At 62.9% G+C, this 15,246-nt stretch carries 13 protein-coding genes; 4 read left to right on the plus strand and 9 right to left on the minus strand.

From position 1 onward, the window contains the following. Positions 1-52: 52 nt before the first annotated feature. From AC1DYO_RS08330 to AC1DYO_RS08355, 6 genes are all read right to left on the minus strand, one after another. The gene (locus AC1DYO_RS08330) at positions 53-958 is read right to left on the minus strand and encodes a dihydrodipicolinate synthase family protein (RefSeq protein ID WP_477262094.1); all 906 of its coding nucleotides are present in this window, start codon (positions 956-958) and stop codon (positions 53-55) included. A gap of 9 nt (positions 959-967) precedes the next feature. Then, positions 968-2,680, minus strand: coding sequence for an IlvD/Edd family dehydratase (locus AC1DYO_RS08335; protein ID WP_477262096.1), 1,713 nt, complete (start codon positions 2,678-2,680; stop codon positions 968-970). A 15-nt stretch (positions 2,681-2,695) separates the two neighbouring features. After that, a complete protein-coding gene (locus tag AC1DYO_RS08340; RefSeq protein ID WP_477262098.1) occupies positions 2,696-3,475 on the minus strand; it encodes an SDR family oxidoreductase in 780 nt (259 codons plus the stop codon). Between the two features lie 24 nt (positions 3,476-3,499). Further along, a complete protein-coding gene (gene araH, locus AC1DYO_RS08345; protein WP_477262100.1) occupies positions 3,500-4,450 on the minus strand; it encodes an L-arabinose ABC transporter permease AraH in 951 nt (316 codons plus the stop codon). Positions 4,451-4,460: 10 nt separating this feature from the next. Further along, positions 4,461-5,972, minus strand: a complete 1,512-nt coding sequence (gene araG / locus AC1DYO_RS08350; protein WP_477262102.1) for an L-arabinose ABC transporter ATP-binding protein AraG — start codon at positions 5,970-5,972, stop codon at positions 4,461-4,463. Positions 5,973-6,043: 71 nt separating this feature from the next. After that, the gene (locus AC1DYO_RS08355) at positions 6,044-7,033 is read right to left on the minus strand and encodes an arabinose ABC transporter substrate-binding protein (protein WP_477262104.1); all 990 of its coding nucleotides are present in this window, start codon (positions 7,031-7,033) and stop codon (positions 6,044-6,046) included. Between the two features lie 259 nt (positions 7,034-7,292). Between AC1DYO_RS08355 and AC1DYO_RS08360 the strand changes: the two genes are divergently transcribed. Together AC1DYO_RS08360 and dgoD are read left to right on the plus strand one after the other, a co-directional pair. Next, on the plus strand, positions 7,293-7,982 hold the full coding sequence (locus AC1DYO_RS08360) for a FadR/GntR family transcriptional regulator (protein ID WP_210284732.1): 690 nt from the start codon (positions 7,293-7,295) through the stop codon (positions 7,980-7,982). Between the two features lie 7 nt (positions 7,983-7,989). Further along, positions 7,990-9,138, plus strand: a complete 1,149-nt coding sequence (gene dgoD / locus AC1DYO_RS08365; protein ID WP_477262106.1) for a galactonate dehydratase — start codon at positions 7,990-7,992, stop codon at positions 9,136-9,138. 39 nt (positions 9,139-9,177) lie between these two features. Here the strand turns inward: dgoD and AC1DYO_RS08370 are convergent, their stop codons facing one another. Together AC1DYO_RS08370 and AC1DYO_RS08375 are read right to left on the minus strand one after the other, a co-directional pair. Next, positions 9,178-9,984 (minus strand): family 1 encapsulin nanocompartment shell protein, encoded by an 807-nt coding sequence (locus AC1DYO_RS08370; protein WP_477262108.1) that lies wholly within the window; start codon positions 9,982-9,984, stop codon positions 9,178-9,180. Further along, positions 9,981-11,033, minus strand: a complete 1,053-nt coding sequence (locus tag AC1DYO_RS08375; protein WP_477262110.1) for a Dyp-type peroxidase — start codon at positions 11,031-11,033, stop codon at positions 9,981-9,983. The genes AC1DYO_RS08370 and AC1DYO_RS08375 overlap by 4 nt, the downstream gene beginning before the upstream one ends. Before the next feature lie 758 nt (positions 11,034-11,791). On the opposite strand from AC1DYO_RS08375, the gene AC1DYO_RS08380 reads away from it, so the two are divergent. Both AC1DYO_RS08380 and AC1DYO_RS08385 read left to right on the plus strand, forming a co-directional pair. Further along, positions 11,792-12,697, plus strand: coding sequence for a WecB/TagA/CpsF family glycosyltransferase (locus AC1DYO_RS08380; protein WP_477262112.1), 906 nt, complete (start codon positions 11,792-11,794; stop codon positions 12,695-12,697). Further along, complete coding sequence (locus tag AC1DYO_RS08385) at positions 12,694-13,920, plus strand: FAD-dependent oxidoreductase (RefSeq protein ID WP_477262114.1); 1,227 nt, start codon at positions 12,694-12,696, stop codon at positions 13,918-13,920. The genes AC1DYO_RS08380 and AC1DYO_RS08385 overlap by 4 nt, the downstream gene beginning before the upstream one ends. Before the next feature lie 92 nt (positions 13,921-14,012). Here the strand turns inward: AC1DYO_RS08385 and AC1DYO_RS08390 are convergent, their stop codons facing one another. Further along, entirely contained in the window at positions 14,013-15,161 is a 1,149-nt protein-coding gene (locus AC1DYO_RS08390) for a GNAT family N-acetyltransferase (protein ID WP_477262116.1), read from the minus strand. Positions 15,162-15,246 lie beyond the last annotated feature (85 nt).

Here is a 15,246-nt window from a genome sequence, read left to right on the forward strand (position 1 = left end):
TCGCGACTCCTCGCTCCGTCAACGCGGCGGTCGACGCCGCAGGGATAGCGCCCTATCCCGGTAATTTGCCCAGGTGGGATGCAAAGCGCTCGACCATCGCAAGGCCGACCTCATTGGGCCGCATTGCCGGCGCGCGGTCGTGTATCGGCACGCCGGCACGGGCGCCGAACAGCCGCTTGCCGTAGCAGATCAGGTTCTCGATTCCCTGCATGACGAAGACGGCGGCCGGCAGCATCTTTGCGTACTCGGCCTCGGCCGCAGGCTCGTCGCCAGTGCGGAGGGCCTCATAGGCGCGCACGGCGAGGTCAATGCAGTCAGGCGCCAAAATCATGCCACGGCAGCCGACGCGGAAGTTGTCGATCAGCTCCAGCCCGCCGCGCCCGTTGAAGATCGGGATTCGGCTTTCGGTGCGTTCGATCAGGCCGGCAATGTCCGTGACCGGCCCCTCGCCTTTGATCAGGCTGATGTTGGGATGAAGCGTGACGAGGTCGCGAATTTCATCCGACGTCAGGCCGCGTCCGAAAAAAGCCGGCGCGTTCTGGATCGCCACCGGCAGGTCGGTGGTTTCGGCAACGCGGCCGAAGAAACGGATGTACTCCGGCGCTCCGTAGGATCCGACCGGTGGCGGCTGCAGGATCACCCAATCGGCGCCGACGCTTTCGGCGTGCCGCACCTGCGCGACCTGTTCAGCCACTGATGAGCCGAAAATGGTGAAGGCGAGCGGCACCTTGCCCGCGATATCCTCCGCCGTCCAATCCATGATCGTCCGCCGCTCGGCCTCTGTCAGTTTGGCAACCTCCGTCGCCAAGCCAAGCGCCGCCATGCCGTGCACGCCAGAGGCCAGGCAGATCTCGACTTGCCTGCGCATCGCCGCGCGGTCGAGTTTTTCCTGTTCGTCGAAGAGCGCGTAGAGAATGGCGTGAATGCCGTGGAAATCGTCAGGCCGGAAATTCGGCATCGGTCGGCCTCAATGGCTTTCGCGCGGAATGGCGTGGCCGCGACTGCCGACAAGGAAATCGAGGTCGGCGCCACGATCGGCCTGCAGCACGCGGTCGACATAAAGGCTCTGATAGCCTCCTCGCATCGCCGGCACAGGCGGCTGCCAGGATTCACGACGCCGCGCCAGCTCCTGTTCCGAGACTTCGAGATGCAGCTTCCGCGCCTCGACATCGAGCTCGATGATATCGCCGCTCCGGACCAACGCCAGCGGACCGCCGACAGCCGCCTCGGGCGCCGCATGCAGCACGACCGTGCCGAAGGCGGTGCCGGACATACGCGCGTCGGAAATGCGGATCATGTCGCGCACGCCCTGCTTGAGCAGCTTTTGCGGCAGCGCCATGTTGCCGACCTCGGCCATCCCCGGATAACCCTTGGGGCCGCAATTCTTCAGCACCATGATCGAGTTCTCATCGATGTCGAGCGCGGGATCGTCGACGCGCGCCTTGTAATCATCGATATCCTCGAAGACGACAGCGCGGCCGCGATGTTTCATCAGCGCCGACGAGGCCGCCGACGGTTTGATGATGGCGCCATCCGGCGCCAGATTGCCGCGCAGCACGGCGATGCCGCCTTGTTGCGTGAGCGCCTTGTCGCGCGGGCGGATGACCTCCGGATTGTCATTCCTGGCATCGGCGATGTTGTCGCGCACGCTGTTGCCGGTGACCGTCAGCGCATCGAGATCGAGCATGTCGGCGATCTCTTTCATCACCGCCGGAATGCCGCCAGCGTAGCAAAAGTCCTCCATCAGGAAGCGGCCGGACGGCATCAGGTCGAGAATGGTCGGCACGTCGCGGCCGTAATGGTCCCAGTCGTCCAGTGTCAGCTCGGTACCGACGCGGCCGGCAATCGCCAGCAGATGCACGACCGCATTGGTCGAGCCGCCGATCGCGCCATTGACGCGGATTGCGTTGGCAAAGGCTTCCTTCCTCAGGATGGCCGACGGGCGCAGATCCTCATTGACCATTTCGACGATGCGCCGCCCCGTCATGCGGGCGATGCGGTTGCGGCGCGCATCGACGGCGGGATAGGCGGCGTTGCCTGGCAGCGCCAAGCCGAGCGCCTCGACCATCGAGGCCATGGTCGAAGCCGTGCCCATGGTCATGCAGTGGCCGGGCGAGCGCGACATGGCACTTTCGGCGTTGGCGAAATCCTGCTCGCTCATCACGCCGGCGCGGACATCCTCGGAGAATTTCCAGACGTCCGTGCCGGAGCCGATGGCACGGCCCTGGAAGCGGCCGTTGAGCATGGGCCCGCCGGAGATGACTATCGCCGGCAGGTCGCAGGACGCCGCGCCCATCACCAGCGACGGCGTGGTCTTGTCGCAACCCGCCATCAGCACGACGCCGTCCATCGGATTGCCGCGGATCGCCTCCTCGACATCCATCGAGGCGAGGTTGCGAAACAGCATCGCCGTCGGCCGCAGATTGGATTCGCCGCACGAAAACACCGGGAACTCCAGCGGCAGGCCGCCGGCCTCCAGCACGCCCGCCTTGATGTGCTCGATCAGGCCGCGGAAATGCACATGGCAGGGCGTGAACTCGGAGAATGTGTTGCAGATGCCGATCACCGGACGGCCGTCGAAAGCGTCATCGGGCAGGCCGTTGTTCTTCATCCAGCTGCGGTGGATGAAGGCATCCTTGCCCTGCCCGCCGAACCAGTGCTGCGATCGTCTCTTGGTCATGATCTTTCCCGGAATTCAGGCGGGATGCTGCAGCTGGCTGAGCCCGCCATCGACGACGAGAGTGGCTGCGTTCATGAACGGGCACTCGTCGGAAATCATGAACACAGCGGCCAGCGCGATCTCGCGCGTCGAGGCGATGCGGCCGCCGGGATGCAGTGCCAGAGTGTTGGCGCGTGCCGCCGCCGGATCAGGAAAACTGTTCCAATAGTCGATCGCTTTCTGCGTCTCGACATAGCCGGGCGCCAGCGCGTTCACGCGCACGCCCTGCCCCGCATATTCGAGCGCCAGCGATTTGGTCAGCCCAAGCAGTGCGTGCTTGGCGACGGGATAGGGAAACGTGTGCGGAATGATGGTGAAGCTGTGCGTCGAAGCGATGTTGAGGATCGCGCCGCCACCACTTGCGATCATGCCCGGCAGCACCGCCTTGCTGCAATTCCAGGCGCCCTTGACGTTGACGTCGAAATTGCGGTTCCACTCCTCCTCGGTCGCCTCGAGCGGCGTCGAGAACAGATTCATCCCGGCATTGTTGATCAGCGCGTTGATCGGACCGATTGCGTCGCCTGCGTGTCTGACGGCGGCGGCAATCGCGGCCCCGTCGCTGATGTCGGCGGCGGCATGCCCGATATGGCCCTGCGGCGCGGCAAGGCCGGCGACCGTCTTGTCCAGCAGCGCGCCGTCGCGATCGACCAGGAACAGCTTTGCCCCCTCGGCAAGGCAGGCCTGCGCAATGGCAAGCCCGATGCCTTGCGCGGCGCCGGTCAGGAAGATGCGTTTACCGGACAGGCGCTCAGCCATGGCTGTCACTCCACTGGAAGATGGTCAGCGCCGACCCAGTGCCGACGAACGCAGATTGTCGAGCAGCACCGCAAGCAGCAGGATCACGCCGCGCACAATGTATTGGTAGAAGGCCGGAATGTTGAGCAGGTTCATGGCGTTTTCGGCAATGCCCATGATCAGCACGCCGACGATGACGCCCGACATCGTGGCGCGGCCGCCGGCAAGCGAGACGCCGCCGAGCACGCACGCCGAGATGACGGAGAGTTCAAGCCCGACCGCCGCATTGGGCTGGCCCGACGTGATGCGCGAGGCCAAAAGGATGCCGGCGATGCCACAGACCACGCCTTGCAGCGCAAAAATCCAGATGCGCGTCCAGTCGACATTGACGCCGGCCAGCCGCGACGCCTCGGGATTGCCGCCAATGGCCAGCGTGTTCTTGCCGAACACGGTACGGTTCAAGACGAAGCCGAAGATGCCGAACAACACCGCCAACACCCAGATCGGCGTCGGTATGCCGAGCAGCTTCGACAGCGCCAGCTGGTAGAAATCCGGGCTGTTGATGCCGACGGCACGGCCGTCCGATGCAATCAGCGCAAAGCCGCGCACGATCTGCATGGTGGCAAGCGTCGTGATCAGCGCGTTGATGCGGAATTTGGCGATGACGACGCCATTGATGAAGCCGACGAAGGCGCCGCAGGCAATTGCCGCCAGCAGGCCGAGCAGGATCGAGCCGGTGTAGTTCGATGCCATCACCGCGACCATGCCGGCAAAGGCAACGATGGAGCCGACCGAGAGGTCGAAGTCACGCGCGGCGAGGCAGAACATCATGGTGCAGGCGACGATGCCGACGGTGACCACCGACTGCAGCAGGCCGAGCATGTTGCGGTCGGTGAGGAAGTTCGGCACCAGCAACGACACCAGAGCGAAGGCGACGATGAAGATGACGACGAGGCCCTGTTCGCCGAGCAGGATTTTCTTCAACTGGTCGGTCATGGCAAGATCCTCAGGAAGCGATCGCGTCGGGTGTTTTCTGATCGGGAAGAGCAGCGGCCAGGATCGCTTTTTCGGCGAACTGGCAGCGCGTGAGTTCGGCACTGACGCGCCCGCCGCACATCACCAGGATGCGGTCGCAAATGCCCATCACCTCCGGAAGTTCGGACGAGACGACGACGATCGCCATGCCGTCCTCGGCAAGCTGGTAGAGCAGTTCGTAGATTTCCGACTTGGCGCCGACATCGATACCGCGCGTCGGCTCGTCGACGATGAGCACCCGCACGCCCTGCTCCGACAGCCAGCGGCCGAGGATGACCTTCTGCTGATTGCCGCCGGACAGGTTGATGATGTCCTGCTTGCGCGACGGCGTGCGTACCTTGAGCTTGTTGATGAAGGTCTCGGCGGTGGCGATCTCGCTGGCGCGGTTGAGCACACCGAAGCGCGTGTGGTGGCGCCGCGACGAGATGTTGATGTTTTCCTCGATCGAGCGGCCCTGGATGATACCGTCATGTTTGCGGTCTTCCGAACACAGCACGATTCCGGCGCGGATCGCGTCATGCGGATCGGTGGCATGCACGACCTTACCGTCGACACCGATGGCGCCGCCCGAGCGCGGGTCGGCACCGAATACCAGCCGCATCAGTTCCGAGCGCCCGGCGCCGATCAGGCCGAAGAAGCCGACGATCTCGCCTGCCTTCGCCTCGAAGCTGGCCGGGGTCTTCAGCTTTGCCCCTGAGAGGCCTTCGACCTTCAGCCGGACATTGCCGGATGGGCGCGGACGAAAACCCCAGATGTCGGAAATTTCGCGGCCGACCATTTCCGCGACAACCTGGTCGCGGGTGACATCTTTCAGTGAGGCGTGATGCGCGGCAAGCTTGCCGTCACGCAGCACGGTCAGGCTGTCGCAGAGCCGGAACACTTCGTCGAGTCGGTGCGAGACATAGATGATGACCTTGCCCTCGCCACGCAGGCGGTCGATCAGGGCAAACAGGATTTCGCTTTCGCGCGACGACAGCGACGACGTCGGTTCGTCCAGCGCGATGACGCGCGCATCGAGCATGATCGCCTTGGCGATCTCGACCATCTGGCGCTCGCCGATCGACAGCGTCTTGACCTTGCGGCTGATGTCGATGTCGATGCCGGCCGATTTCAGCTTGGCGCCGACATCGTCCCGCATCCTGGCGCGGGCGATGATGCCGGCGCTGGCGGGAAAGCGGCCGAGGCTGAGGTTTTCCGCGACAGTCAATTCGGGGACGAGCTGCAGTTCCTGGTGGATGACGATGACGCCATTGTCGAAGGCATCCCTTGTCGATGAATAGGCCTGGACCTTGCCGTCGATGCTGATTTCGCCTTCGTCGGCATGCTGGTCACCGGACAGGATCTTGATCAGCGTGGATTTGCCGGCGCCGTTCTCGCCCATCAAGCCGTGCACGGCGCCCTTGTCGACGCCGAAGGAGACGTCAGACAGCGCCTTGACGCCCGGATAGGTCTTGGTGATGCGCGAGAAATCGAGAAAGGACACGGACGCCAATCCTTCTGCGTGATGCCAAACAGGCGGCGGCTATGAGCCGCCGCCTGTTTGTACAGGGAGGATTATTCGATGCCGAGACCCTGGCGGACCGTCTGGTAGTCGTTGCGCTTGGCGAGCGCACCGGCGGTCAGGATCAGCTTCTCGGGTTCCTTGTTGTTGGCGACCCAGTCATACATGTTGAGCGCCGTCTCGTAGCCGTGACGCTTCGGCGAGATGATCACCGTGCCGACAAAGCCGGTGGCGGTCGGCTTCTTGAACTCGTTGATCGCCGAATCCGCGCCACCGATTCCGACGCCGATCATGCCATCGGCCGGAATGCCGACGCTCTCGGAAGCGCGCACCGCGCCCAGTACGGCTTCGTCATTGAGGCCGAAGGAGACCCACTTCTTGATGTCGGCATGGGCATTGAGCACCACTGTCGCCGCATTGAGCGCAGCCTCGGTGTCGGTCTTGGCCTGCGGGGCGTCGAAAATGTTCTCGGCCTTGAAGCCATTGGCCTTCAGCACCGAAATGGCGCCTTCGACACGGTCGACGGCGGTCGGCAGCTGGTCATAAGAGACGCGGATGGCGCCGACCTCGTCGGCCTTCCAGCCGCGCGCCTTCATTTCGTCGACGATCGCCTGGCCGACGGCCTCGCCGATCTTGGTCGCCGAAATGCCCATATGCGGCACGTCTTCCAGCGCCTTGCCATCTGCGCCAACGAGGCGATCATCCACAGTCATCAGCTTGAGATTGTTGGCGGCGGCCTTGGCGACGATGCCGGGGCCGAGCTTCACATCCGGCGTGCAGACGATGAAGCCCTGCGCGCCCTGCGCGCCGAGGTTGTCGATGGCCGACATCAGCTTCTCACCGTCCTCGGCGCCGATCTTGACCAGGGTAAAACCCTTTTCCTTGGCGGCCTGGTCGGCGAATTTCCATTCGTCCTGGAACCACGGCTCTTCCGGCTGTTTGACGATGAAACCGATCTTGGTGTCCTGAGCATATGCAGCGATGGTCGTGACGGACAGCACGGCAAGCGCGCCCGCGACGAGCGCGGTCTTCAAAAGTCGCATGATTACCTCCCAGCGATAGGCCGGGCGCTCAGGCCCGGGTGCTGGAGTCTCTAATTGTTTTTATCATACTCGTCAATTGATCTGGTATGATAATTAAGCTACATGCTCTGACCAGGGATCGCTGGCGCAAATCATCCGCATCCGGTAAGGCCGGACCGGTTGTGCGAGATCAGCGGTTTCGCCGCCTTGGAGGAGGGCTGAGGTGACCGAGACTTCGAAGAAGGCATCAGGCGACACGCCCACCCGCCGCCCGCGCGTCATGCCCGATGTGATCAAGGCAATCGCCTCCGACATCTTTTCCGGACGCTATCCCGCCGGCTCGTCCCTGCCGACCGAAAACGAACTCGGCGTCGAATATGGCGTCAGCCGTACCGTCATCCGCGAAGCGCTGAAGGTGCTGGCCGCCAAGGGGCTGGTGCTGTCGCGGCCGCGCATCGGCACGGTTGTATGTGAACAGGACAACTGGAACATCATCGACCCGCAGGTGCTGGCCTGGCATGCGCCACACGCGCTGGACGACAAGCTGTTCGACGCCATCCTCGAAACGCGCCGCGCAATCGAACCGCTGGTCGCCGAACTTGCGGCGACGCGCGCGACACTGCAGGAGATCGCCGACCTTGAAGCCGCATGGCGCGGCATGGCCAACGCCGGCGAGGATCTCGTCACCTTCTCGCGCTCGGACATCACCTTCCACCAGATCGTCTATGCCGCGAGCCACAACCCGATCTTCCGCCAGATCGGCAATCTGATCGACACCGGGCTGAAATTCTCGCTGGAAGCAACCGCGACCATCTCGCTCGACCGGCGCATGGAAGCGGTCGCGGCGCACCGCGAAGTCGTCGAGGCGCTGCGCATGCGCGATGCCGCGGCGGCGCGTGCGGCGGCAGGCCGGATTCTCGACCTTGCGGCGCGCGACCTCGTCAGCGCCAAGAAACTCAAGAACAACTGAGACCAGCATGAAAATCATCTCGCTCACCACCTACATCGTTCCGCCGCGCTGGCTGTTCCTGAAGATCGAGACCGATGCCGGCGTCACCGGCTGGGGCGAGCCTGTCGTCGAAGGCCGGGCGCTGACGGTCGAGGCGGCGGTCAAGGAGCTCGGCGATTATCTCATCGGCAAGGACCCGCGCCTGATCGAGGACCACTGGACGGTGATGCATCGCGGCGGCTTCTACCGTGGCGGGCCGATCCTGATGAGCGCCATTGCCGGCATCGACCAGGCGCTGTGGGACATCAAGGGCAAGGCGCTCGGCGTGCCCGTGCATGAACTGCTCGGCGGCAAATTGCGCGACACCATCAAGGTCTATTCCTGGATCGGCGGCGACCGCCCGGCGGAAGTGGCTGATGGCGCTAGGGAGGTGGTGGCGCGCGGCTTCCAGGCGCTGAAGATGAACGGCACCGAGGAACTGCAGATCGTCGACAGCCATGACAAGATCGATGCGGCTGTCGAACGCGTCGCCGTGGTTCGCGAAGCAGTCGGCCCCAACATCGGCATCGCCGTCGATTTCCACGGCCGCGTGCACCGGCCGATGGCCCGCATGCTGGTCAAGGAACTGGAACCCTACCGGCTGATGTTCATCGAGGAGCCGGTGCTCAGCGAAAACCGCGAGGCACTGAAGGAGATCGCAGCACTCGGCTCGACGCCGATCGCGCTCGGCGAGCGGCTCTACAGCCGCTGGGATTTCAAGTCGGTGTTCGAGCAAGGCGCGGTCGACATCATCCAGCCCGATCTGTCGCATGCCGGCGGCATCACCGAATGCCGCAAGATCGCGGCGATGGCGGAAGCCTATGACGTTGCGGTGGCGCCGCATTGCCCGCTCGGACCGATCGCGCTTGCAGCCTGCCTGCAGCTCGATGCCGTCAGCTACAACTGCTTCATCCAGGAACAGAGCCTCGGCATCCACTACAACGCCGCCAACGACCTGCTCGATTACGCCGCCAACAAGGACGTCTTCCGCTACGAGGACGGTTATGTCGCCATCCCCGATGGCCCGGGCCTGGGCGTCGAAATCGACGAAGACTACGTCAAGGAGCGGGCCAAGGAAGGCCACCGCTGGCGCAACCCGATCTGGCGCCACAAGGACGGTTCCTTCGCCGAATGGTAGCCCGGCCGATCTTGCGGCCAGGCCGTTACGACTTCGAGCTCACTTCCGCGACGGCGCAAGCGTAACGCAGGCCTCTGACGTCAGCAGCCGGAAGGTGAACGTCTCCTGCAGATAGAGTTCGACGCTCGTGCTGGAATGCGAGAGGTAGCCGATCGACAAGTCCTGCCCGATATCGAGCTCGAAATCGCCGCCGCGTGTGGACAGCACGAACCCGCCTTCGATGGCCGGCGCCCAGATGATGCCGCCGTCGACCATGCGCTCGATATGGTGGAAGACCGGATAGCCCTCGTCGCTGCCGCCGCTGACGGCCGTGTAGGCCGCAGCACCCAGCACCAGCGCATAGGGGCCATTGACGCCGGCAAGTCGCAACTGGCTGACCGCCTGGGCGACCGCTTCCGGATAGGCCATCACCTTGGCCGGCAGTGCCACGACGGGATTGCTGGTGCCTTCACGAAGGCCCTGGATGCCGGCGGCGGCGTAGCCGTCGAACACCGAGCGATCCTCGGCAAAGGCAATCTTGCGCGCCGCTTCCTTCACCGCGGACCAGTCCGAATCCGTGGCACCCCGTTCGACATCGTCGATGGCCTGGCGTGTCAGTTCGAACGGAACGCGCAGCTCGACCAGCGCCTGCACCTCGCGCTGCACTGACTGAACCCCCTCGCCCGGGCCTGCGATCTGCTTGAGATGGCCGGTGCCGACAGACGAAAGCTCAAAACCTTTCGGGCCGACGACATCGATCACGCGCCGAGCCGCCAGATGGCGCTTGAGGGTGCGCGATGCCTCGTCCTCGATCTGCGCCCAAGCGCCGTCGGAAATGGGAGCGAGTTCCCGATAAAGAGTGTTCATGTCTGCCTCACATCCTTGAGAGATCCGATACCGAGTGAACCGTCGCGCGGGCGCGACTGGGTTTGATCCGTCGCCTCGGGTTGGGCCGCGGGCGGAGCGGCGGCAGCATCCGCCGCAGCAGCGTCGAGAAAAGTCGCCGACGGCACAAAAAACAATGTGCCGGTCACCGCGCGGCTGAAATCGAGCAGCCGGTCGTAATTGCCGGGCGGACGGCCGATGAACATGTTTTCCAGCATCTGCTCGATGCGGCGAGGCGAGCGGGCATAGCCGATGAAATAGGTGCCGAACTCGCCCTTGCCTGCATCGCCGAACGGCATGTTGTCGCGCAGGATTTCCAGCTCTTCGCCATCCTCGGTGATCGACGTCAGCGCATTGTGCGCCGATGTCGGCTTCACCGCATCGTCCAGTTCGATGTCGGAAAGCTTGGTCCGCCCGATCATCTTTTCCTGCTCCGCCACCGGCACCTCGTTCCAGCGCGCCAGGTCGTGCAGGTATTTCTGCACGATGACGTAGCTGCCGCCGGCAAAGTCAGGATCCTCCTCGCCGATGATGGTGGCATCGATCGCGCTCTGATCCACCGGGTTCTCGGTACCATCGACGAAACCGATCAGATCGCGATTGTCGAAATAGTTGAAGCCCTGCACCTCGTCCGTCGTGGCAACAGCGCTACCAAGCCGCGCCATGATCTGCGTTGCCAGTTCGAAGCAGAGGTCCATTCGCGCCGCACGGATATGAAACAGCAAGTCGCCCGGCGTCGAAACAGCGTGATGCTGACCGCTGATCTCACGGAATGCATGCAGATCTCTAGGCTTTGGGGTTGCAAACAACCGGTCCCACGCGTCGGAGCCAATTGCCATGACACAGGACAACCCGCCCTCGAGGTCGCGGAAGCCGACCGCTCGCTTGAGCGCGGAAAGATCGGCACACAAGCCGCGTGCGGTCGCGTCGTGTTCAGGGCCGGATTTGAGCGTAACGACAAGAAAGATCGCGGCCCGCGTCAAAAGGGCGACGACCGGTTGCGAAACAACGGCTGGCAAACTGGACTCCATGCTTGATCCGTTCGGTATCCTCCGACGCGGAGCCTGAATCAAGCAGCATCTCAATCAGGCCGGTTCAGAGGATTTGGCGCTTGCGCCCGCCCTCGACGATAAGGTATTCCCGCCGCAATGGGCATCCCTCCAAGAGAGAGGTCGGAAGGATTTTTGTCCGACGGCCTCACGATGCGCCCTGCCCTTCGATTGCCGGTATCGCGGGCAGGTCCGACAGAGCGAAGCGGGTTGCGACAAGCAGCGGCGTCGAATTTCTCGATGCATGGCACGAGAACAATGTCTGCAAGTAAATGCAACCGGAAAGACATAGTTTTACTAGGGGCGGTTGCTTGCAAGCATCGTATCGGTTGATGCCTTTGACATCCAATCCAAAGCAATCGCCGTTCATGGAACATGACGGAAATCCGTTTTCATCGACCTTTTCTTGACGCAGGCTGCGTCGGCTTTTCCGTGTCGCCCGCTGGCTGCGTGAGCGTTCGCAACGCCAGAGTCCCCGCCACACCACCATCGAATTCTGTCGGCCAACAAAATGCAATCAGCGCGTTGATCCAATTGGATTTTTTATGCTCCTGGGCCAAAAAGCAAACTCGACCTGAAATGGTTCGTTCTTCGCGATTTGGGCCGCTTCGCTGCGGTGATGCAACCCATTGATTTATTTATAAATTTTATGAAAAGTTTACGCGTTAACTACCTATTAACGTATCGCTTAACTTTCCCCACTATTTACTTAGAATACTTCGAAATGGGTAATTTCCGCGATGCGCGACGTTTCAAAAAAGTCTCAAAGGGGTAAGGGCGCGATCCGCGAAGCGGATACGCGGCGCCCCGAGGCGTCCGCAGCAGGTGAGGCTTCCCATCCCCGCTCGCTTGGCGAGACCGGACCTGCAGACGCGACAACCGGCGCGCAGCTCCCCGCCCTGCCGACGGTTGTACTCGGCGGCCTGCCGATCACCGTCATCGACCGGCAGGACGCCGCCCGTCTGATGATCGCGTCGGCGCGTGGGCATCTGCCCAACACCCGCCCCTATTATTTCACCTCCGCCAATGGCGATGTCATCGCCCAGGTGGGGCAGAACACGGAAGTCGCCCGGCTCTTTCGCCAGGCCGACCAGATCTTCGCCGATGGCCAGCCGCTGGTTTTTGCCTCGCGCCTGCTGTGCAGCGTGCATCTGCCGGAGCGGGTCGCCACCACGGACCTGTTCCATGATGTGGCCAGGCTCGCCGAACAGGAAGGCACGACGTTCTACCTGCTTGGCTCGACAGAGGCGGAGAACAACACAGCTGTCGCCCGCATCAGCGCCAAATACCCTCGCCTGCGCATCGCCGGAAACTGTCACGGCTTTCTGGCCGGCCAGGCGCTTGAAAGGAAACTCGACGAGATCAACGCGCTAGCGCCCGACATTTTGTGGCTGGGCCTCGGCGTGCCGCGCGAGCAGATCTTTGTCCGCGATTATGCATCGCGGCTCCACAATGTTGGCGTGATCAAGACGTCGGGCGGGCTTTTCGACCATATTGCCGGCAAGGTCCGGCGCGCACCGCTATGGGTGCAAAAGGCTGGCTTCGAGTGGCTCTGGCGTGTGATGATGGAGCCGCGCCGGCTTTTCTGGCGCTACTTCACAACCAGTCCCCGCGCCGTCTATGCCATGTTGAGGTACTCCAAATGACGGCCGAGCATCACAATAGTCCGCTGCCCGAAGGGACCGATGCCGAGATCGCCATCGTCGGCGCCGGACTTTCCGGCACCATTGCGGCGAATGTGCTCGCACGGGCCGGTTACAGCGTCATCTTGATCGATCGCCATTCGGTCTTTCCCAGGGAGTTCCGTGTCGAGAAAGTCTCCAGCGACCAGGCTGAAAAACTGCGCCGGCTTGGCCTTCTGGACAGGCTTTCGACGGCGGCCGTGGTCTTCGACGACATCGTCAACATTCGCAGGGGGCGTATCCTCGACCGCACGCACGCGCGCCACTACGGCATTTTCTACGATGACCTCGTTGCCGCCATGCGCGCCGAACTGCCCGAAAACGTTCGCTTCATCTCCGGCCGCGTCAACGGGCTGGAGACAGGAGCGGACCGCCAGCGCGTGTCGATCCTCGACCATCACGACGTGACGGCGCGGCTGCTCGTGCTGGCCACCGGCATGGGCGATATTCTGAAGCGCGACGTCGGTATCGAGCGCCACTTCGTTCACCAGAAGCAGTCGCTGACCTTCGGCTTCAATCTGCGCCCGGTGGGAACAAGCGCCTTCAAGCACCCGGCCGTCACCTACTACGGCGAGCGGGTCTCCGACGGCATCGATTACCTGACCCTTTTTCCCGCCGCCGACGTCACGCGCGCCAATCTGTTCGTCTTCCGCGATCACCGTGATCCCTGGGTGAAGGCGCTGCGCGAACGTCCCCGGGAAACGCTCATCGAAACACTGCCGGGGCTGCTTAAGACATTCGGCGATTTCGAAGTCATCAACCGGGTCGACAGCTGGCTCACCGACATCACCGTGGCGCAGAACTGTGTGCGCAATGGCATCGTTTTGATCGGCGATGCCTATCAGACCTCTTGTCCGGCCGCCGGAACCGGCGTCAGCCGGCTGCTTACCGATGTCGAGCGGCTGTGCACCGTGCATGTGCCGGACTGGATGGCTTCGCCCGGCATGGCGGCGGCCAAGATTGCAACGTTCTACGACGATCCGGTAAAGCTGGCGATGGACGAACACGGCCTGCATATGGCTGATTTTCGCCGCAGCCTGACCATCGACACGGACCTGCGCTGGCGCGCGCGCCGGCAGCTTCATTTCAGCCGCCGCCGCGTCATGCAGAGGATCGACGCTCTGAGCCCCGCCTTCGCCGCCAGGCTGCGGAGTTTCAGAAAGCCCCGTATCGAAGCCGCGACCTAAAACAGCTCTATCTTTGTTTTTGAGCAATCCCCCAGGGAAAGCGCTACGCGCTTTTCCCCGGGGACCCGCTTCACACTTTTCCTGTAATTGTTCTAGGAACCGGCCGCCTCGTCGCTGGGCGCTTGCGGCAGCGCGGTGCGGCCAGACTTGGGCTTCTTGCCATGCGACCCGACCAGCCGCCGCGCCAGCGCCTTGGCCGCCGGCAGTTTCTCGACGGTCATGTGGGCGGCATAGCCGAGCGGGCTGCCGGCCCTGAAAATCTGCCACATCGGCGATGGCCGGCCACCGAAGGTAATCTTGTAGGGTTCGTCTCCAATCGTGAAATCGAGCGAATGGTCGCCGCGCTCGATGCAGTCACGGGCGATCTGTTCGAACATCAGGCTGCCGATCGACTGCTTCCTGTAACCCGCCTCGTCAAAGCCGCCGAGAATGACCAGCAGCGAGCCGCGATGTGCGAGACCGAGCGCGCCGGCGATCGCCCGATCGTCCATCCAAAAGGTGTAGGTGCGGGCAAAGCCGCCACATCCCTCGGCCGCCACGGCCATATAGAACTCGAAATAGGACGGCGACTGCAACAGGTCGGCCGGGCCGTCGCTGCCGTCGAAACGCTTGCCGCGGTACAATTTGAGGGCATCGAATGTCGTCCGGATGGCATCGATACTATCCGAACATTCAAAACGCGCCTGGCCCATCCGGCCGAGCTGCCGCGACTTCTTGTCGAGTTCCTTGCGATAGGAACTGTCGAGCTGATGTTCGCGCCACGCCGCGAATGTCGTCTCCAGCTTGCTGGAATAGGCGCTCATGCCCATGCTTTCGCGCTTGTCGATGCCAAACAGGCGCTCGATTGGCAGCGAGCGATCGGCCAGCTTGCCGATACGCAGCAGATCATAGGGCTTCAGATGTTTTCGGATGGCAGCCACAGTGCGGCCGTCTGCAACGATACGCGAAAACGTCTCCTCGTCGGCGACCGGCGATATGTAGTCGGAAACACGCATGTCGGCGAATTCCACGACTTTCAAAAGCGTATAGCGACGCCTGACCAGCGGCAGGACCATCGCCAGTCTTCCGGCTGTGCGCACGACGATGATCAGCGGCGTGGCCGCACCATGCCCGACGATCTTCTCGTACAGCAGGGCTAGCCAAATGGGGTGCTGAAAAGCGGTCGCGGCCGAGCTGGCGAAAAGCTCGGCATATTCCTTCGAACGAAAATCGAACGAATCCTCGACTGTGACTTCAAACATTTATGGTCCGAACCGGCTGGGCATGGTCTATCGACGCTGTCTTGCGTTCCACGTCAAGGTCAACCGCATGGAATGTTAGGAACTT

Source organism: Mesorhizobium sp. P2_F5 (genome assembly GCF_056403715.1).

Coding starts and splice junctions, on each gene's coding strand:
- AC1DYO_RS08335 (WP_477262096.1), bottom strand. CDS start 2,680: ATGACCAAGAGACGATCGCAGCACTGGTTCGGCGGGCAGGGCAAGGAT.
- AC1DYO_RS08375 (WP_477262110.1), bottom strand. CDS start 11,033: ATGGAGTCCAGTTTGCCAGCCGTTGTTTCGCAACCGGTCGTCGCCCTT.
- AC1DYO_RS08360 (WP_210284732.1), top strand. CDS start 7,293: ATGCCCGATGTGATCAAGGCAATCGCCTCCGACATCTTTTCCGGACGC.
- AC1DYO_RS08380 (WP_477262112.1), top strand. CDS start 11,792: ATGCGCGACGTTTCAAAAAAGTCTCAAAGGGGTAAGGGCGCGATCCGC.
- AC1DYO_RS08340 (WP_477262098.1), bottom strand. CDS start 3,475: ATGGCTGAGCGCCTGTCCGGTAAACGCATCTTCCTGACCGGCGCCGCG.
- araH (WP_477262100.1), bottom strand. CDS start 4,450: ATGACCGACCAGTTGAAGAAAATCCTGCTCGGCGAACAGGGCCTCGTC.
- AC1DYO_RS08370 (WP_477262108.1), bottom strand. CDS start 9,984: ATGAACACTCTTTATCGGGAACTCGCTCCCATTTCCGACGGCGCTTGG.
- AC1DYO_RS08330 (WP_477262094.1), bottom strand. CDS start 958: ATGCCGAATTTCCGGCCTGACGATTTCCACGGCATTCACGCCATTCTC.
- AC1DYO_RS08355 (WP_477262104.1), bottom strand. CDS start 7,033: ATGCGACTTTTGAAGACCGCGCTCGTCGCGGGCGCGCTTGCCGTGCTG.
- AC1DYO_RS08390 (WP_477262116.1), bottom strand. CDS start 15,161: ATGTTTGAAGTCACAGTCGAGGATTCGTTCGATTTTCGTTCGAAGGAA.
- AC1DYO_RS08385 (WP_477262114.1), top strand. CDS start 12,694: ATGACGGCCGAGCATCACAATAGTCCGCTGCCCGAAGGGACCGATGCC.
- dgoD (WP_477262106.1), top strand. CDS start 7,990: ATGAAAATCATCTCGCTCACCACCTACATCGTTCCGCCGCGCTGGCTG.